This is a genomic window from Pseudomonas sp., from assembly GCF_049653025.1.
GTDB lineage: Bacteria > Pseudomonadota > Gammaproteobacteria > Pseudomonadales > Pseudomonadaceae > Aquipseudomonas.
This window is the reverse complement of record NZ_JBASFM010000004.1, coordinates 71,964-90,605: the sequence shown is the minus strand read 5'-3', so window position 1 is coordinate 90,605 and position 18,642 is coordinate 71,964. Positions and strand designations below refer to the sequence as shown.

19 protein-coding genes, 1 pseudogene and 1 riboswitch are annotated in these 18,642 nt (G+C 59.3%); of the genes and pseudogenes, 6 read left to right on the top strand and 14 right to left on the bottom strand.

The window, feature by feature from the left end:
- Positions 1–172 precede the first annotated feature (172 nt).
- The 12 genes and pseudogenes from WBK23_RS01795 to cobG all read right to left on the bottom strand — a co-directional run bounded on the left by WBK23_RS01795 (position 173) and on the right by cobG (position 9,886).
- Positions 173–562: a hypothetical protein gene (locus WBK23_RS01795; RefSeq protein ID WP_424482280.1), complete on the bottom strand. Its 390-nt coding sequence runs from the start codon at positions 560–562 to the stop codon at positions 173–175.
- A 211-nt stretch (positions 563–773) separates the two neighbouring features.
- A complete protein-coding gene (locus tag WBK23_RS01790) occupies positions 774–944 on the bottom strand; it encodes an Arc family DNA-binding protein (protein ID WP_424482279.1) in 171 nt (56 codons plus the stop codon).
- 5 nt (positions 945–949) lie between these two features.
- On the bottom strand, positions 950–1,159 hold the full coding sequence (locus tag WBK23_RS01785) for a DNA-binding protein (protein ID WP_424482278.1): 210 nt from the start codon (positions 1,157–1,159) through the stop codon (positions 950–952).
- Between the two features lie 528 nt (positions 1,160–1,687).
- Positions 1,688–2,026 (bottom strand): hypothetical protein, encoded by a 339-nt coding sequence (locus tag WBK23_RS01780; protein ID WP_424482277.1) that lies wholly within the window; start codon positions 2,024–2,026, stop codon positions 1,688–1,690.
- Between the two features lie 146 nt (positions 2,027–2,172).
- Entirely contained in the window at positions 2,173–2,469 is a 297-nt protein-coding gene (locus WBK23_RS01775) for a hypothetical protein (RefSeq protein ID WP_424482276.1), read from the bottom strand.
- Positions 2,470–2,620: 151 nt separating this feature from the next.
- Positions 2,621–2,881, bottom strand: a pseudogene (locus tag WBK23_RS01770) (hypothetical protein); the annotation flags it as partial.
- Between the two features lie 415 nt (positions 2,882–3,296).
- Complete coding sequence (locus WBK23_RS01765; protein ID WP_424482275.1) at positions 3,297–3,935, bottom strand: hypothetical protein; 639 nt, start codon at positions 3,933–3,935, stop codon at positions 3,297–3,299.
- Between the two features lie 240 nt (positions 3,936–4,175).
- A protein-coding gene (locus tag WBK23_RS01760; RefSeq protein WP_424482274.1) for an IS3 family transposase occupies positions 4,176–5,311 on the bottom strand; the annotation gives its coding sequence in 2 pieces (ribosomal slippage) (positions 4,176–5,059 and positions 5,059–5,311; 1,137 coding nt in all).
- Between the two features lie 106 nt (positions 5,312–5,417).
- Complete coding sequence (gene cobJ, locus WBK23_RS01755) at positions 5,418–7,079, bottom strand: precorrin-3B C(17)-methyltransferase (RefSeq protein WP_424482273.1); 1,662 nt, start codon at positions 7,077–7,079, stop codon at positions 5,418–5,420.
- A gap of 95 nt (positions 7,080–7,174) precedes the next feature.
- Complete coding sequence (locus WBK23_RS01750) at positions 7,175–7,927, bottom strand: precorrin-2 C(20)-methyltransferase (RefSeq protein ID WP_424482272.1); 753 nt, start codon at positions 7,925–7,927, stop codon at positions 7,175–7,177.
- A complete protein-coding gene (locus tag WBK23_RS01745; protein WP_424482271.1) occupies positions 7,924–8,550 on the bottom strand; it encodes a precorrin-8X methylmutase in 627 nt (208 codons plus the stop codon). The genes WBK23_RS01750 and WBK23_RS01745 overlap by 4 nt, the downstream gene beginning before the upstream one ends.
- Positions 8,543–9,886, bottom strand: a complete 1,344-nt coding sequence (gene cobG / locus WBK23_RS01740; RefSeq protein WP_424482270.1) for a precorrin-3B synthase — start codon at positions 9,884–9,886, stop codon at positions 8,543–8,545. Before cobG ends, WBK23_RS01745 begins: the two co-directional genes overlap by 8 nt.
- A 96-nt stretch (positions 9,887–9,982) precedes the next feature.
- Positions 9,983–10,168, bottom strand: a riboswitch (cobalamin riboswitch).
- Positions 10,169–10,225: 57 nt separating this feature from the next.
- Here cobG and cbiE point away from each other — a divergent pair.
- The 5 genes from cbiE (at position 10,226) to WBK23_RS01715 (ending at position 14,089) form a co-directional block, all read left to right on the top strand.
- Positions 10,226–11,428, top strand: coding sequence for a precorrin-6y C5,15-methyltransferase (decarboxylating) subunit CbiE (gene cbiE / locus WBK23_RS01735; protein ID WP_424482269.1), 1,203 nt, complete (start codon positions 10,226–10,228; stop codon positions 11,426–11,428).
- Complete coding sequence (locus tag WBK23_RS01730; protein ID WP_424482268.1) at positions 11,425–12,144, top strand: cobalt-precorrin-6A reductase; 720 nt, start codon at positions 11,425–11,427, stop codon at positions 12,142–12,144. Before cbiE ends, WBK23_RS01730 begins: the two co-directional genes overlap by 4 nt.
- Positions 12,145–12,223: 79 nt before the next feature.
- The gene (locus tag WBK23_RS01725; RefSeq protein WP_424482267.1) at positions 12,224–12,940 is read left to right on the top strand and encodes a (2Fe-2S) ferredoxin domain-containing protein; all 717 of its coding nucleotides are present in this window, start codon (positions 12,224–12,226) and stop codon (positions 12,938–12,940) included.
- An 82-nt stretch (positions 12,941–13,022) separates the two neighbouring features.
- Positions 13,023–13,529, top strand: coding sequence for a GNAT family N-acetyltransferase (locus tag WBK23_RS01720; protein ID WP_424482301.1), 507 nt, complete (start codon positions 13,023–13,025; stop codon positions 13,527–13,529).
- 44 nt (positions 13,530–13,573) lie between these two features.
- Positions 13,574–14,089, top strand: a complete 516-nt coding sequence (locus tag WBK23_RS01715; protein ID WP_424482266.1) for a DUF3617 domain-containing protein — start codon at positions 13,574–13,576, stop codon at positions 14,087–14,089.
- Here WBK23_RS01715 and WBK23_RS01710 read toward each other — a convergent pair whose 3' ends face one another.
- Positions 14,090–14,839: a substrate-binding periplasmic protein gene (locus tag WBK23_RS01710; protein ID WP_424482265.1), complete on the bottom strand. Its 750-nt coding sequence runs from the start codon at positions 14,837–14,839 to the stop codon at positions 14,090–14,092.
- Between the two features lie 274 nt (positions 14,840–15,113).
- On the opposite strand from WBK23_RS01710, the gene WBK23_RS01705 reads away from it, so the two are divergent.
- Positions 15,114–16,781: a BCCT family transporter gene (locus WBK23_RS01705; protein WP_424482264.1), complete on the top strand. Its 1,668-nt coding sequence runs from the start codon at positions 15,114–15,116 to the stop codon at positions 16,779–16,781.
- A 439-nt stretch (positions 16,782–17,220) separates the two neighbouring features.
- Here WBK23_RS01705 and WBK23_RS01700 read toward each other — a convergent pair whose 3' ends face one another.
- Positions 17,221–18,240, bottom strand: coding sequence for a TIR domain-containing protein (locus WBK23_RS01700; RefSeq protein WP_424482263.1), 1,020 nt, complete (start codon positions 18,238–18,240; stop codon positions 17,221–17,223).
- Positions 18,241–18,642: the final 402 nt, after the last annotated feature.

Sequence of the window (18,642 nt, the reverse complement as noted above, 5' to 3'; positions counted from 1 at the left end):
AATGCCCAGGGCTGAGCAGAAAGGCTGGATGCGGCCGGCGCTGGCGATACAAGGCAAAGCACACCAAGGGCGCTGCCCTTGTCATCCCGCTCTTGCCGCCGAGGGCTCGGGAGCATGGGGTGGTGAAGCTACCCCACACTCCCGCTGATAGGCTGTTCATAGGCAATCCGCGTCAAGGGTGCGCTGCGCCCGTGCTTCCGTTCGACGGAACGGTGGAGCTGTTCCGACGAGCCGGGAGCGCGGCCCTTGACCCAGCCGAGTTAGGGTGGGCGATGCAGCCCAGTACGTTGCCGAAACCATGCCGGTCGCGGTGCTGCATCGCCCGAAGGGTGCGGATCTCGTGGAAGAACACCCGCTCCGGGTACGGATCAGACGTGCCGTAGTACACAGCCATAAAGCACGAATGGTCGCAGACACCTTCCATGGGCAGGACTACGCCCACGATGTGCATGAGCTGCCACATGGATTCCGGTTCATCGTCCCAGCGCAATTCCATAAGGGCGGTTTTGCCGATGTAGCTGACAGCGGTGGCGGCATCCAGTGATATACATGGGCTAGGCATGGCTGCAGCCCTCAATCTGATCAGCAATGCGGATGGAGCGGATGTCCTCTAGGTAGGCTTCCACGGGAAACTCTTCGCCAGGGCTCATGACCATAAGATAGGCCTACTCTTGCACGCCTTTAACCGGCAGAACGATGCCGATGACATACTCCGAGCGGCAGAACGGCTCATTTCGGCGAAGGTCTTAACGCTGCACAGGTCCAGGCTGTCGTCACTGATCATGGGGTTTCTCCTGCAGGGGCTGTTCCTTGGCGAAGCTGGCTTCCAGGCGCACGACCATTTCAGCATTCATCGAACGGCGCGCAGCGTGGGCGGCTTGTTCGATCTGCAGGCACAGTGCGGCAGGCACGCGCAGCTTGAATTGCGGGTCTGTTCGGCTCATGTGCCTTACTCCTCATCAAGCAGCTGTTGCACCAGCCGCACGACGTTAACCATGGTGCGTTTGCCCACCTTCTTCGATGGCAGGTAGCCGCGCTCTACCCAGGTGCGGACAACAATTGGCTCATCGCCCATGCCGATCCACTCGGCGAACTTGGGCCAGGACATCAAGGGCGGCGCACCGTGTAGCTTTTGAGGGTCGAGACCTTCCGTATCCATAAGCTTTAATCCACTATGTTCAGCATTAACCCCACTCGCAACGGGAAATATTTAACCACTAAGGAATTATTTACCATCACGATTAAATGGTAAAATACTTCCCAAGCATAGTTTTCTATATGACGACAGCAGCAGATAGAGCTCGCCTATTACTGAAGAAGCTAGGTCCCAAAAAGACCAGCGAGCACGGTGGGGACTACGAGAGATGGCGAAGCGTGAGCAAAGGAATCGTGAGGGTCAGCACTGAAGAGATAGATGTGCTGGTGAAGATCTATCCGCAGTACGCCCTATGGCTGGCAAGCGGACAGACTGCACCAGAGGTCGGGCAAACCAGCCCGGACTACGACGAAGCCAACCGAAACTTAAGCCAACCCCACGCGGGATAGCGATCACCCAGGAAGTGACTAGGCGCTGGTATGCCCGAGCACATGGACTCAAGTGCAATTAGAGAGAATCGGAAAGTAACGTTTGGTTAAAGGGCGGGCTTTATTCCGCCCAAATGAGCGAAGCGAACGATTGGTTAGGCATTTATGGCCCCCAATAGTCAAAATAATAAGTTGCACCTTCTTTTATAATAACGTCCATCCCAGCGCCGCACTTAATACTGTGCTCGCCGGGAGCTACTCGACCTTTTTTATTAAGGCCATGCGACCACTCTTTTTCATCAACTAGTAGCGGGCCGCACTGACCACCATTATCATCTTCGATTACAAGATATGTTTCTCCGTCCGATGATTCTTTATACCTACCTCTTAGCTCATAGGTAGAGTCCGGATCAAGGCTCAGTATGCTCTCAGCAACTATTGCAACAATAATCACAAGCAGAACAAGAAACACACCAAGCAGATATTCAATAAATTTCTTCAATTTTTTCTGGGGCCTAACAGATGACTAAAGGGCAGACTTTAGCCGCTCACAGCGAGCAAGGCGAACGATTTTCCTTTTTGTTAAGTCATAGGCTTTGATTAGGATACAGACACAAGCATAACTTTAGCTTGCACAGCGCCAACTACCTAGATTAAGAAATATACAACAGGGTGTAGCAGAACAGCGATTGATATAGCAATCGAGTGATTTGCTTTTATATTAAAAGTTGCAAAAGAAACCATCATCGTAAATATAGCTGCAGTAAGAAATGTGAACCCAATGTACCAAAGCACACCATAACCAGAAATATAAGCCTCTCGGCCATGCTTGCCATAAATCATGACCCCTTCATTGAGAGTCACTATCCACCCATGAGAGATCAAAAATATTACTGAAATTATTCCAATAATGTCTTCAAAAGTTATATTTTTCGGGAACTTCATTATGAATTCTAACGCGTGGTTAGGGGCCGGCTTTAGCCGGTCCCGAGTGAGCGGAGCGAACGGCTTGAACCATACGCATTGGATTACTGTCGCACAGGGCCGGAAGTTAGCTTGACATTGTGATGGTCTAAGTAAAATTTCATGCCGCCCTTTATTTGCAATCACTTACGCGTAGGGCATCAAATTGATACTCCATCTCAATCCTTCCCATCGTAAGAAAAGCGTTGCCGCTGAAATGAGTATCGCCCCACATGATCGAACCAACTGTAGTTCGAGTAACAAAGTCTGTCTTGCACTCAGTACGCCACTCGGCCTCTCCGTCAGCCACTGATAAAATTTCAGCACCACAGTTCTTTTGCATCAATTTATCCTCCATTTTCAGCAAAAGCGTAGGGAGATCTTTCACATCTGCATCGCTATAACAGGTCTAGGTCTTGACAGGTTTATCAGCTATGCCAGAAGTAACTTCATACATTCCAGGGCGCACGATTTGTCTTTCTGTCGAAAACACTAATTTAGAAACAGAGCATAGTAAGTATGTAGTGACAGCTAAGAATATTTTATTCATTTCACTTCCTATGAAATAAATTTATAGACAATCGGAGGACAGGCAGTATACCGAGTTATACGCTGGCAGCAGTGCAGGTAATCGAATTAACTTGAATGAGTTGTGATTTTCTGCCCATTAAGTACGCATTGAGCTTCGGAATTTCTGGATCTGGATAAGTGATTTTAGTTCACTTATGCTTGGGTGATCCCTAACGATAAGCTAAGGGGCGGGATTTAGCCCGTCCCAGGTGAGCGAAGCGAACGATTTGAACCACTAGTTAGGTTGCTGGCGCGCCGAAACCGTTGAAGAAATCATAGTCCTTAAGTAAGAACTCCCTAGGCGTAAATTCCATGTGCTCGTACTTCTTTGGGTCGTCGTCGAGCTGTTTTGATTTTATTATTTTACCCGTGAGAATATTAAAGTCTCTCACTTCGCTGAGTTGTGGGTCTTCGCAGTGCTGATAGTTAAGTATTTTAAGGCCAATAAGGCGCCAAGAGTTTTTGTAAAGCTTAAACTGATGCGTCGCGGCTTCTATTTCGCAAGCGGTTTTGGAGTTGTTTTGAATAAAAATACTGCCCCGCTTTATTTCCATAAACTCCAGCCCGCAACATCCCATACCTGCTACAAGTGATTCTTGTGAGGAGACTGCAAGAGAGTACTCCCCTGACTTATGGCGAATTAGAACGTGTAATTGATTATACCTTTTAAATTCTTGCGAAACGGTTATAACTGCTATTGCAAGATCTTTAAGGTTGTCGCTGTTTAAGTCGCCCTCTGCGATCAAGGATTCAGAAAATTTCGCATGAGGGATAGAGTTTATAAAACCCTCTGCGTTTCTATAGTTGTTAGAATTTGCAAGCGTTAAATTACACCACGCGAATACTATAAAAACTGATGTTACGCAGATTAACTTCATGGCAGTAACCTAACGTTTGGTTAAGGGGCGGGCTTTAGCCCGTCCAAGTGAGCGAAGCGAACGGTTTGAACCAGTTGTTATGCGTGCTCGAAATCACGGCATGACTCAAGCTTAAATTCTTTTACAAGACTCTCTTTCAGCTCACGTGCCTCGGGGGTTATTTTTTCTGTCATGAGTTCAACTCGTATTGGCAGAAATACACCATTGGACTCCCCCCGCTCTGGTAGACATTTCCCGACCTCATAATGAGGCACGTTCAAATGCCTCAGGACTGACACCGCCCAAGTAACTGTGGCGGCGGGTTCGGTTGTAAAACACTTCGATGTAATCGAACACATCAGCCCTGGCCATGTCGCGGGTTTTGTAGATGCGCTTGCGGATGCGTTCTTTCTTTAAGCTGCTGAAAAAGGACTCGGCGACAGCGTTATCCCAACAATTGCCCCGCCGACTCATACTCGGCTCTAGGTTGTTGGCGGCGCAGAAGCGTTTCCAGTCATCACTGCCGTACTGGCTCCCTTGGTCGGAATGGACGATCACTCTGCCTTTGGGTTTGCGCTGCCAAAGCGCCATGAGCAGTGCGTCCAACGCCAGCTCACGAGCCAGTGTCGGTTTCATCGACCAGCCAACCACCTTCCGCGCATAAAGATCCACCACCACGGCCAAGTACAGCCAGCCCTGCCAGGTACGAATATAGGTGATGTCGGTCACCCAGGCCTTATTGGGGGCCTCGACAGTGAACTCTCGATTGAGATGGTTCGGTGCGATGATCGAAGGGCGTCCCGCGATTGGACGTGGCGCTTTATAGCCCCGTAGCGCCTTGATCTTGTTGGCACGCATCAGGCGGGCGACACGGTGTTTACCGCAGCTTTCACCGGCTTCCCGTAGGTCACCAAAAACTCGGCGCGCACCGTAAACACCCCGGCTGGCGGCATAGGAGTCACGGATCAGCCGCAGCAATCGGTTGTTTTCTTGCTCACGGTCAGAGATTGGCTTGTGCAACCACTGGTAGAACCCGGCGCGAGCAACCTGCAATACCCGGCACATCGAGGTAATTGCGTATTGATGGCGATGCTCGTTCATGAAGCGGTACTTCACTCGGGCTCCCTGGCAAAGTACCGCGCGGCTTTTTTTAAAATATCCCGCTCTTCTTCAAGGCGGCGCATCTGGGCTCGCAGTCGTAAGATTTCACTCTTGGCTTCGAGTAACTCACTGGCCTGCCTCTCGGACTTATCAGGGGTGACGGCCTTCACCCATTTGTAGAGGCTGTGGGTAGATACTCCGAGGCGCGCGGCAATCTCTGCTACTGAATATCCTCGGTCAACGACCTGCCTGACAGCTTCAGCCTTGAATTCCGGGGTAAATCGTTGGGTGCTCATAGACTTCCTCCTATGCTCAAAGCATAGGCCGGGGATGTCTACCGGAGCGGGGGTAGTCCAATTTGAAGCTCAGATGGGCATCGCAAGCTCAACCCATCCTACGCTTTTACAGCTGTGGATAGCTCCTCGGCGTATATACCCACTCGCCACCTTCGGCGCGGGGGAAGCGGCAGGTCTGGCTGGAGCCGATAATTACCAGGGTGCGCATATCGACCATTTCTGGCGTCAGCTCGCCGAGGGTGAGGGTACGCAGGGTTTCGCCGGGGCGGCCGATGTCGCGGCCGAGGACCACCAGGGTTTCTGGCGTGCGTTGTTGGCGGACGATATCCAGCGCGCTACCGAGCTGCCAGGGGCGGGCTTTGGAGATGGGGTTGTAGAAGGCCATCACCAGGTCGGCGGCGGCGGCGTGCTCAAGGCGCTTTTCGATAATGGCCCAGGGCTTAAGGTTGTCGGACAGGGAGATCAGGCAGAAGTCGTGGCCCAGCGGCGCGCCAGCCTTGGCGGCGGTGGCCAGTGCGGCGGAAACGCCGGGGAATACCTGTAGATCGATCCGTTGCCATTCGGCGTCGGTCGATTCGTGCAGGGCTTCCAGCACGGCGGCGGCCATGGCGAACACGCCGGGGTCGCCGGACGACACCACCACCACGCGCCGCCCGCTGGCGGCCAGCTCGAAGGCATGGCGGGCGCGCTGCATTTCTTCGCGGTTATCGGTGCAGTGACGCACCTGCTCCGGGCGCAGCGGGCCGGCCATATTGATATAGGTTTCGTAGCCGAGCAGGTCCTGCGCCTCGTCCAGCGCCTGGCGCGCGGCGGGCACCATAAATTCGGCGGCACCGGGGCCGAGGCCGATCACCGTCAGGCGGCCACGGGGGCGGCCGAGTTGCGCAGTGTCGATAGGCGCGGCGGCCAGCAGCAGGCGCAGATTGGTGTGCTGACTATGCAGCGGCGGCAGTTGCTGCGCGTCGTCGATAAAGCGCAGCGGCAATTTGAGTTGCGCGGCGGCTCTGTGCAGTTCGGCGTTAGCCATCAAGGCGGGTGCGGCCAGCACACAGGCCAGGCTTTGCGGGGCCAGGTTGTTGGTTTGTAGCGCCTGTTGCAGTTCGCTAAGTAATTCCGGGCCGGCGCGTTCGACCCATACGGCCACCTGCTGTGGGTGGATCAGCAGTTCATCAGCCTTGGCCGCGCGGCTGTGCGGGCTGATATGGATCACCCGGTTGGCATGGTTATCCACCGGCAGTTTGGCCTGGGCCAGCCAGGGTGCATCGCCCTCGATCCGCACGGCCTGGCCGCCGAGCAAGTCGCTGACAAAGCCTTTGCCTTGCTCAAGATCGGCCAGCACATAGCCGGCCGGCGGCTCCAGCAGGCAGGTGCCGAAACGCAGTTCGCCGCTGGTGGTGATCGCCGCGCTGACCTCCAGATGCGCAGCAATTTCGCGCGCCATGCGGTTGACCCCACCGAGGCCACCGAGCAGCGGCACCACGGCGCTGCCATCTTCGGCCACTGCCAGCACCGGCGGCTCGCTGTCTTTCTCGCCGAGCACGGCGGCCAGGCTGCGAATCACGATGCCGGCGGCGCATAGCACGATCAGCGGCGTACCGGCGCGATACAGCGCGCGCAGATTGTCGCCGAAGTCGTCATAAGACCGTTCGACGTCCGCCACCCGGCCGCGTAGGCCATGGATCTCGGCCTGGGGATAAAGCGCCTGGATGCGCCGTGCGCAAGGCAGGGCGGAGGGGCCGAGAATAACGATGGCAGGGGCGGCGGTCATAAGGTGTTCCATCTGTTCTGTGGGAGGGGCTTTAGCCGCGAGCTACATAAGGCTTGTCGCGGCTAAAGCCCCTCCCACGGGTTGTTTGCGGTTGGTTAACCGCGCCATTTCTCGCCGGGGATAACGATCATCGAGAAGTAGGGCGAGGACATCGGCTCCACCTCGTCCAGCGGCACGATGCGCTGGTTACCCATGGTCGCGCGCTCGACGTAGTGGGCGCGCTGGTCAATGCCCAGCTCCTGCAGCACGCGGCGGACTTTCTCGAAATTGCGCCCCAGCTTCATCACCACTGCGGCTTCGGCGTCGCGCAGGCGCTGCTTGAGTTCATCCTCGGGCAGCACGCCGGAGAGCACGCTCAGGCTCTGGTTGCGGTACACCAGCGGGGTGCCGAGCACCGAGGCGCAGCCGAGCATGGAGCAAACGCCGGGCACCACTTCCACCTGGTACTGCCCGGCCAGGCGGTCGTGCAGGTACATATAGGAGCCGTAGAAGAACGGGTCGCCTTCGCAGATCACCGCCACGTCGTGGCCGGCGTCGAGCTGAGCGGCGATCTGCACCGCGCAGGTGTCGTAGAAGTCGCTGATCACATCCTCATAGGAAAGCGGCGCGGCGAGCTTTTCCGTGGTCACCGGGTACACCAGCGGCAGGCGCTGCTGTGAGTCCGTCAGGTGCTGCTCGATAATGCCAAAGGCGTTGCCGCCCTGGCCCTGGTTGGCTTTGGCTTTGGCCACGAAGTAGCCGACCACGGCTGCCGATTGCAGCAGGCGCAGGGCCTTGAGGGTGATCAGCTCCGGGTCGCCGGGGCCGACACCGATGCCTAGCAGACGGCCTTTTTGTACGCTCATCACTCCACCTCCGTGGCCAGGGCGTTGACCGCCGCCACCGCCATGGCGCTGCCGCCGCGGCGGCCGCGCACTATTACGTAAGGCACGCCGCGGCTGTCGGCGGCCAGGGCGTCCTTGGATTCCGCCGCGCCGATAAAGCCCACCGGCATGCCGATAATCAGCGCCGGTTTCGGCGCGCCGGCGTCGAGCATTTCCAGCAGGTAGAACAGCGCGGTCGGTGCATTGCCGATCACCACCACGCTGCCTTCCAGATGCTCGCGCCAGTGCTCCAGTGCCGCCGCCGAGCGGGTGTTGCCCAGCTCGCGGGCCAGCTCCGGCACATCGCTGTTATGCAGGGTGCAGATCACCGGGTTATTCGCGGCCAGACGCGGGCGGGTGATGCCTTCGGCGACCATCCGCGCATCGCAGAGAATCGGTGCGCCCTTGGCCAGCGCCGCGCGGCCGGCAGCGCCGGCACCGGGGGAGAAGCGCAGGTCCTGCACCACATCGACCATGCCGCAGGCGTGGATAACCCGCACGGCGAGCTTTTCCAGATCAGCCGGAATGGCGCTGAGATCGGCCTCGGCGCGGATGGTGGCGAAGGATTGGCGGTAGATTTCCTGGCCGTCGCGGATGTACTCAAGCATCGCTGTTTCCTGTTGCGCAGTGGGCGGCGAACCAGTCGCCGGCCTCGTCGATAGTCATGGCGCTGGCCTGCAGCTGGCCGAAACCGGCTGCCTCGGGTGTGCGTTGATAGAGCTGGTAATGCCCGGCGCTGCTGGCCAGCAGGGTAAAGGGCGCGGTATGCGCGGCGGCGCAGGAACGCGGGCAGGCGCTTATATGCACCTGCGGGCGCGCCGTGCTGGTGCGCAGGCGCTCGGCCAGGCGCAGGGCATCGGCCTTGCTGTCGCTCAGGCCTTTGCCACAGGCCGCCGAGCCGGTGCAGGCGATCAGGTGGCTGAGTGGTTCCTGCACATCGGTGAGCAGGCCGAGTTCGGCCAGGGCGTGCAGCAGCTTGTCTGCCGATTGTTCTGGGATATTTGGCAGCAACAGACCCTGCCAGGGCGTCAGGCGCAGACTGGCATCGCCCTGCTGCTCGGCCAGATCGGCCAATGCACGCAGTTGCCCAGCATCGATCCGGCCTAGGCGCGCGGCGGCTGCGACCATGCACAGGCCGGCCTGCTGCTGTGGATAAATGCCGATCGGCGCGTGTTGGCTGACTGGTTTGCGTTGCCAATCGATTGGGGCCGCTTGCACGGCAAAGGGCAGGCGCGTTTGCAGTTGTTGCAGCAGTTGGCTGGCTGGAATCACGCTTAGCAGTTGGCGCATACGGCTGTGTTCATTACCCGCCAGCTGGAGAAACAACAGCAACAGTTGTTCCACCAGTGGCACGGCTTGCTCGGCGTTGATCACGCCCAGCGGCGCATCACCCGGGCAACCGGCCAGGCCGAAGGCCAATCGTGCCGGCGATCCGGGCAGGGCGCTTAGCCAGATATCGTGGGGGTGTTCGAGCATCGCCAGGGCTTCGCCGCCGTCCAGCTGAATGGCGAATTTGGCTGACAGCCCATGCAGCGCCGGGGTGTTCTGCAGCAGCTCAAGCAGCGCGGCGGCCAGCGGGCGGGTATCGAGCAGGGCCTGCGGATCGAGGCCGGCGGCGGGGCTGAGCAGCAGGTTGCGCACATCGTCGGCGGCCGGGTTGCTTGGGCCAAGGCCGGCAGCCCGCAGGCACTCGATCAGCTCGACTTGCTGGCCGGGCAAAACACCACGAATCTGCAGATTGCTGCGGTTGGTCAGTTCCAGCACGCCGCTGGCGCAGTGCTCGGCGGCCTCGGCGATAGCGCGCGCTTGGGTGCTGCTGAGTACCCCGCCGGCCAGCTTGACCCGGCAGATGCCACCGTCCAACGCCTGAACGATGCGCAGCAGGCCGGGGCACGCGCTTGGGCGTGGGGCGGGCAGATCGACGGAGGTTGGACGGTCGCGCAAGCGGTTCACCAGCTACTACGACGCGGCGACCGAACCAGCAGAGTTCGCCCAAGGGGGAACTCAATGGCATCGGTACACCCCGCCCGATGTTGGCACTCGCGACTAGCGTCGTCGGCAGGTCTCCTGGCTGACAGGTCGTTATTTGCCGCGGCCTTCCCGGTTACCCAGTGGCAGTTGCGGCAGACTCGCTGTTTACAGTTGCGGGGGCAGCCACGGTTTAGCCGTGTTCCCTCTTAGGCCCTATGCACAATGGCGGCGGGCACCGACGAAGGCGCTATTATGCCCGCTTTGTTTGGCGTGTAGGCACCTTGCTCGTCGGGCGGGCGCAGAGGAGTAGGTATGACGGCCTGGTTAACCCTGGTGGGAATCGGTGAAGACGGCTACGCCGGGCTCGGCAAGGCGGCGCGGCGGGCATTGCTGGAGGCCAGCTGCATCGTTGGCGCGCCGCGTCAGCTGGAACTGTTGCCGCATTGCCTGAAAGCGACGCGCGAGGCCTGGCCCAGCCCGTTCAGCCTGGACGCCGTGTTGGCGCGGCGTGGTACGCCGCTGTGCGTGCTGGCCAGCGGCGACCCGATGTTTTACGGCGTTGGTGCCAGCCTGGCGAGGCAGCTGCCGGCCGCTGAGCTGCGTGTATTGCCCGCGCCCTCGTCGGTGTCCCTGGCCGCCGCGCGCCTGGGCTGGGCGTTGCAGGAGGTCGAGGTGCTGTCGCTGGTGGCGCGGCCGTTGGCGGCGCTGCAAGCCTTGATTCACCCTGGCGCGCGCCTGCTGCTGCTAAGCAATGACGGCGACAGCCCGGCGGCGGTGGCCGAGTTGCTGCGCGCGCGTGGTTTTGGCCCCAGCCGTTTGACCGTGCTGGAACATCTGGGCGGCGCTCAGGAACGGCGGATCGACGGCCTGGCCTGCGACTGGGCGTTGCCGCGCGCCGCCGATCTCAATCTGCTTGCGGTCGAATGCGAGGCTGGCCCCGATGCGCGCCTGCTGCCGCTAACGCCGGGCTTGCCGGACGATGCCTATCAGCACGACGGCCAGTTGACCAAGCGCGACGTGCGCGCCATCACCCTGGCGCGCCTGGCGCCACAACCGGGCGAACTGTTGTGGGATGTGGGTGCCGGCTGCGGCTCCATCGGCATCGAGTGGATGCGCGCGCATGCCAGCTGCCGGGCGATCGCCATCGAGGCCGATGCCGGTCGCCAGGCGCATATCCAGCACAACCGCGATGCCCTCGGCGTACCCGGCCTGCAACTGGTCGCCGGCCGCGCGCCCGAGGCGTTGGCAGGGTTGGCCGCGCCGGATGCAATCTTTATCGGTGGCGGCGTGACTATCCCCGGGGTGCTGGAGCAGTGCTGGGCCAGCCTCAAGCCGGGCGGGCGCTTGGTGGCCAATGCCGTCACTCTGCAAAGCGAGGCGGCGCTGGTGGCCTGGCGCGAACAGGTGGGCGGCGAACTGACCCGCATCAGCGTGGCCCAGGCGCAGCCGCTGGGCGGCTTCGACACCTGGCGCAGCGCCTTGCCGATCACCTTGCTGGAAGTCCGCAAACCGTGAGCCGGCGCATTTTGCTGCTCGGCGGCACCAGCGAGGCGTTGCGTTTGGCCCGCCGTTTAAGCCCCGAAGCCGTCTACAGCTTGGCCGGGCTGGGCCGGGTGCCGGATGACCTGGCGTGTCAGGTGCGCGTCGGCGGTTTTGGCGGGGCGGCAGGCCTGGCGGCCTATATCCGCGAGCAGAGCATCGAGCTGCTGCTCGACTTGACCCACCCCTATGCCGCGCAGATCAGCGCCAATGCCGCCCGCGCCGCCGAGTTGAGCGCGATTGCCTGCTGGGCCCTGCGTCGTCCCGGTTGGCGGGCCGGCGAGGGCGATGACTGGCGTGAAGTGGATAACTGGGCTGGGTTGGTTGCCGCGCTGCAAAACTTCCAGCGTCCGCTATTTACCCTTGGCCGCGAACCGCTGGAGCATCTGCACGAGATTCCCCTGCATCAGCACTGGACCCTGCGCTGCCTAACCGCGCAGGAAGCCGTGCCGCGAGCCGAGATTATCGGCGCGCGCGGGCCGTTCGCGCTGGATGGCGAGCGCGCGCTGTTCGCCCGCCTGGGCACCGATGTGCTGATCAGCAAGAACAGCGGCAGCCAGTCCACCGAGCCGAAGTTGCAGGTGGCGCGGGAGCTGGGCCTGCCGGTCGTGCTGCTGCGTCGGCCGCTCTTGCCGAGTGTGGAGCGCGAGTTTCTTAGCCTTGAAGCGCTGGCCGAGGCGCTGCAACTTTAGGGTCGAGTTGGCCGCCGAGCGGTTGCCGCCCAAGGCAAAAAATCCCCTGCTAGACTGCCGCCCCGTTTTGGAGGCCGCCATGACCACGCCCGTTTCCCCTTACGCCCGCATTCTGTTTGTCGGTCCCGACCTGGCCGAGGGCTCCTTTGCCGAGCTGTTCCGTCGGCGTCTGGCTGAGCTGCGCAGCGAAGCGGCGCTGGCCGATATAGTCGACACCAGCGAAGGCTATGCGCCGCTCTGGCAGCGGGTGGCCGAGGGCGAGCGGCCGCTGCTGGTGATCGATCTGGAGCCGCAGAGCAGCAGCCCGCATCTCGATTGGCTGCGCAGCGAGCTCAGCCAGCAGGTCAACCCTGAGCAGCTGTTTGTCGCCAGCGCCATTGGCCAGGCCGAAGGCTTGCCGGTGGAAGCCGCCTGCGCGCTGATCGAGCGCCCCGAACTGCACCTGCCTAGCATTGGCGTTGCCGCGATAGCGGAGCATCACGCCTGGTCGCAGATTCCGCCGCACGCTCAGCGTTTGCTGCTGTGCAACGGCCCGCGCTGCACCCGGCGCGGCGCGCTGGAGCTGTGGAAAACCCTGCGCCAACGCCTCAAGGCCGCCGGCAAGCTGGAGTGCGAGGGCGGTGTGCATATCACCCGCAGCCAGTGCCAGTTCCCCTGCGACCTGGGGCCGACCGCCAGCCTCTATCCGGCCGGCGAGTGGTTTCGCGTGCGCGACGAAGCCGAGCTGATCCGCCTGGTCGACGAACGCCTGGTGGCCGGCCGCGCCGTGCCCGAGCTGCGGATTGATCAGGGCTAAAAAGCCCGTGCTCAGCGCTGCCGCCTTTGCCGCTAGCGCTGCGCTTGGTTTAGCCTTGGCCACCACCCCTAAAGATCTAAGCCTGCCGATGAGCACCATTACCTATTACCTGGACATGCAGCACCCCGAGCAGATTCGCGGCAAGGGGCTGCCTGCCGAGCTGAGCATTGTCGAATGCGCGATCAAGCAATATCAGCTCAACCGCTTTCTCTACCAGCTGGTGGGTGAGCCCTGGCAGTGGACCGACAAGCTGAGCTGGAGCGCAGCGCAGTGGCGTGAGCTGGTCGAGCAGCCCAACCACCGCACCTGGGTGGCCTATGAGCAGGGCGCGGTCGCCGGTTATTACGAGTTGCTGCGCGACGCCGAGGGCGTGGTGGAGATTCTCTACTTCGGCCTGGCCGAGGCGTTTTTCGGCCGTGGTTTCGGTGGCCCGTTGTTGACCCACGCGCTGCAGTCCGCCTGGGCCTGGCCGGGCACCACGCGGGTCTGGGTGCATACCTGCAGCCTCGATCACCCCAGCGCGCTGGCCAACTACCAGGCGCGCGGCCTGCGGATTTACCGCGAGGACGTGGAGGCAGATGCCTCGTAGAAGGGGCTACGCTTGCAGAGTCGCCAACCTTTCAGGAGTCGATCATGCGCCGCGTCTTCAGCAACCCTCTGCTACTCAGCGTCTGCCTGTTGCCCGCTCTGGCCAGCGCGGTGGATATTCAGCCCGGCTTGTGGGAAATCAGCTCCAACAACATGCAGGTCGATGGTCAGGCGGTGCCGGGGATGGAGACGATGCTCGAACAGCTGAAAAATCTGCCGCCCGAGCAACGGCAAATGATGGAACAAATGATGGCGCAGAAGGGCGTGCAGCTGGGCGACAAGGGTGTGCGCATCTGCATGACCGAAGCGCAGATCAAGGCCCAGCAACTGCCCCTGCAGGACCCCGAATCCGGCTGCAGCAATGAAGTGCTCGAGCGCAGTGATGAGCTGTGGAAGTTCCGCTTCACCTGCCCGAATGGCCAGGGCCAGGGCGAGACGCGCTTTGTCAGCGACAAGGAATTCACCTCGCAGATCACTGGCACCTACGACGGCCAGAGCAGCAGCATGCAGAGCCATGCGCGCTGGGTAGCGGCCGACTGCGGGGCTTTACAGCCGCAGTGATCAATGGCTCAGCGGGTCGGCGATGCCGTGGCGTTTCTTCAGCGCTTGTATCAGTTCGGTTTCCTGAGCGAGAAAGCGGTCAAACTCGGCGATCACCTCGGGGTGCTGGATGCTCGAGAGGAAGTAGTGATCATCCACATACGCCAGGCTCGGGTCGAAGACCAAGGCCTGGCTGCCGGCCCCGCTGGCCATCAGACGGTGGCTGACCACCTGCGGGTTGAGGTAGACGGCATCGACGCGGTCGCTGAGGGCCATGGCCAGCAGCGAGTCGATCTGGTTGGCCTGAATCAGGATCATGTTTCCGGCCTTGATATCCGGCAGGTAGGGCCAGGGGGTGAACCCGCGCTGGGTGCCGATGCGGCGGATGCGGGCCTTGCCCTGACCGAGGAACTGCGGCTTGACCAGCAGGCCGTCTACCGCCGGGGCCGCCGCCTGGCTGATGTGCAGGACATAGCCCTGTTTCAGGTCGGCGTTCCAGCGCGGGTTATCGGGGAACTTGAAGTCCACTTTGCCAGCGAGAAAATCGCTCAGCAGTCGCCGCACCGGCAGTGGCTGGTAGACAAAGGTATGGCCCTGATGCACGGCGAAGGCATCGAGCAGGTCGCGGCCATAGCCCAGGTACTGCCCATTCTGCACGCTGAAATAGGGCATATAGGGTTGCAGCTCGACGCCGACCGTGAAGGTCTCGGCTTGCACGGGCGCAGTGAGGCCTAGGTACAGGCTCACCAGCAGGGGCAGCAGGCGTTTCATGGACGGGATCTCGTACAGCGCCCGCAAGGGCCATAGCGCAACCATAGTCAATGGTCGTGCTTGGCGGGAGTTAGGTGCCGAAAAAGTCTGAGCGGACGGCTGGAAAAATACCTCCGGACAGGGCTGCAATGGCCGCTGTTATGGGCTCCGCGCCTGCGCGCAGTGGCCAGGGCTGCTACCCTGTGGCCCGCAGCCGGCAGTTTTCAGGCTGTACGAGTAGGGCAATCCCGTCCTCGTGCGCGTAAAGCGTGCCACACGTCAAAGGAGTCCCCACATGGGTCAAAACCCTTCGTCTGACACGACCCCGCAACCAGAAGCGGTCTCTCTGGACGGCATCCCGGCACCCACCGGCGACGCCAATCTGATCGACACCGACTATGTGATCGGTCAGGACAACATCAAGGGACAGTTCTCGATTTCCCTCGATATTCACGGCAAGGTTTTCAGCATTTCCGCACTCAGCGTGGTGCTGTTCGTGGTGCTGACCCTGGCCCTGCAAAATGAAGTGGAGCCGCTGTTCAGCGCCATGCGCAGCTGGCTGACCCACCACATGGCCTGGTTCTTTATCGGGGCCGCCAATATCTTCGTGCTGCTCTGCCTCGGCCTGATCGTCTCGCCGCTGGGCAAGGTGCGCATCGGCGGTATGGACGCCACCGCGGACTACAGCTACACCGGCTGGTTCTCCATGCTGTTCGCCGCCGGCATGGGCATCGGCCTGATGTTCTACGGCGTGGCCGAGCCGATGTCGCACTTCTCGGCGGCCATGGGCGGGATCAGCGTCGGCGCGGATGGTGTACGCACCGACTGGGCACCTCTGGCTGGCGCTGCCGGTGATGCCGAAGCCGCTGCGCGTTTGGGCATGGCCGCAACTATCTTCCACTGGGGCCTGCACCCCTGGGCGATCTACGCCATCGTCGCGTTGGCGCTGGCGCTGTTTTCCTTCAACAAGGGCCTGCCGCTGTCGATCCGCTCGATCTTCTACCCGATTCTCGGCGAGCGGGTGTGGGGTTGGCCGGGGCATGTGATCGACATCCTCGCGGTGTTCGCCACTCTGTTCGGCCTGGCCACCTCCCTGGGCGTGGGTGCCGAGCAGGCCGCCGCCGGCCTGGACCAACTGTTCGGCATCGCCGCTACGGATACCAGCAAGGTGTTGTTGATTGTCGGCATCACCGCTATCGCCCTGCTGTCGGTGGTGGCGGGGTTGGACAAGGGCGTCAAGCGCCTGTCCGAGCTGAACATGGGCCTGGCCATCCTGCTGTTGCTGTTCGTGATCATCGCCGGGCCAACCCTGGCCATCCTCACCGGCTTCTTCGACAACCTCGGCGCGTACCTGCAGTACCTGCCGGCGCTGGCCAACCCGATTGGCCGTGAAGACGCCAACTTCAGCCAAGGCTGGACGGCCTTCTACTGGGCCTGGTGGATCAGCTGGTCGCCGTTCGTGGGCATGTTTATCGCCCGCGTTAGCCGTGGCCGCACCGTGCGCGAGTTTCTGATTGCCGTGCTGCTGGTGCCATCGCTGGTGTCAGTACTGTGGATGACCGCGTTTGGCGGCACGGCGATTGAGCAACTGGTCGGCAGCGGGTTTACCGGCGTACAGGACGCCGCGCTGGAGCTGAAGCTGTTTGCCATGCTGGCTGAGTTGCCGTGGTCGGCGATCAGTTCGTTTATCGGCATCGTGCTGGTGATCGTGTTCTTCGTCACCTCGTCGGACTCCGGCTCGCTGGTGATCGACACCATCACCGCCGGCGGCAAGGTCAACGCGCCCGTGCCGCAGCGGGTGTTCTGGGTGGTGATCGAGGGCGTGATCGCCATCGCCCTGCTGCTCGGCGGCGGTCTGGTGGCCTTGCAGGCCATGGCGGTATCGACCGGTTTGCCGTTCACCCTGGTGCTGTTAGTGGGCTGTATTTCGATCGTCAAAGGCTTGATGAGCGAACCGCGCTGACCGCTGTTGGTAGGCAGTACAAGAGCGCGCCTTCGGGCGCGTTTTTTTATGCGCGGGGTTTGTGGTGTTCGGCATACCACCGTGTGCACTGATGGCTCGTGTTGCACCCCCTCGGGCGCCTCACTTTTCTTTGCTCGTGCAAAGAAAAGTAAGCAAAAGAAACACGCCCCGGCATCCGGGTCTCGCTGCGCTCAACTTCCCTCCCTCCGGCACTGCTCCGGGGGCCGGCGTACATGGGCCATCCCTGGCCCATTACGCCTCTCGCCGCATCCCTGCGGCTCGTCCCCCTGCGCAGTGCCTGCGCTCGGCCTCCTGATGGGGGATTTGGCGTGCGCCTGAAAGCTTGGAGTTTATGAACTGGAAAAACTAAAAACGGACGGGAGAGGGAGGGGTTATTTATTGTCGTGAAATAAGAATAAATTTGTCTCATTTACGTAGGTTATACGTGTACGAAAGCAACCCTTTCCAAACTGCGGAGAATAATTTTTGGAAGCTCCATTAATAGAAAATAATCTTCTTTATCCTCCATGAGAAATTCTTCCATCATCGGATTTCTAGTGCTGACCATAAGAAGCTCTTCGAACTCATGAAAGTGGCGCTTTATTGTTGCTGGTGCTTTGCTGCCATCAATTTTATTTAGTATCAAAACACCTTCATCGTATACCCAAGGCATTTTTTCCCTGTAAAAACTTAGTGCAATACGAATACCTAACTTCCCATCTTTGGTCATGTGAATCATTTCATCAAGCATAGCTGGATGGAATCTTCTCCTGCGTTTTCTACCCTCGGGTGGACTTACCCTTTCTATTCTTGATGGAAGATCCTGAAACATGATTTTTATTTCTTCAAAAAGCTTCGCAGAAGAGTTTTCGATATCCCTGATGTCTGCGGATGGCTTGGTGCTACCGTCCTCTTTGGTTGGAGCATCCAGTTTTTCTAGTATGGTTGAAATGGATTGTTTAAATTTCCCTACTTGAAACTTTATCGTGTCTTTGTCTGGTTCTGAGTTAGGTATTCTTTTTACAAGTTGGAAAACAAGCTTTGTAAGTGAGTCTTCATCATCACCACAGTTTTGAAATTGCGCGAATGGCCCTGACGATGCGTCTTTAAGTTCAATCCCAAGCGCAACGCCCAAGATTGGCGTGTCAAGCTTACCTTTTGCCATGCCTGCTTCGAATAATATCCACGGCCTGTCCACACTTCTTTTTGTAAGAAGGCAAACAACATCAGATGCGCCTTGTATGTTTTTTATAATTTCTGGATACCACTCCACACCGTACTCAATCCCTTGATTCCCTTTTCTGTCAGAGGTTCGAAAAGATTTTAGGACTCCGGCGCTTACGCTTTTCAGAAGGTTGCTAAACGCTTCAGCCAATTCGCCATCGCGCGTGTCATGACTAATAAATACTAGAGGGTTTGGTGATTTGGAAATGCTTTCTTCTGTTTGCGCATCGCTCATTTCTCTTCCTTATATAGCATTTGATTAATGCGGCCGTCTCAGTAAGTGAAACGAACGATTTGAAAATATTAGTTGTTAGGCTTACCACTTACGAGCAAAGTTACTTTTTACAACGCGAGAGATATAAGAATTTAAGCAGCGCCCCTGCTTTGCAAGCTGTTTCATATTGTCAACCGCAGCCTTACCTGGGCGTATGCTGTTATACAGGTAATTGCACTGAGCGCCAGATTTGAAAACCACATGTATTGCATCCTCCGTGATCTCGTAAGCAACTACGTTTGATTGGCCGCTAAGGTTGCGATAAGGCGTCATAAAGTTCCCTCTTGGTTTGCCTAGCTATTAATTATGCGATACGCATGTTGCGATATGTGTCGCATAAATTTCCTTGTCGTTGGCTAATTC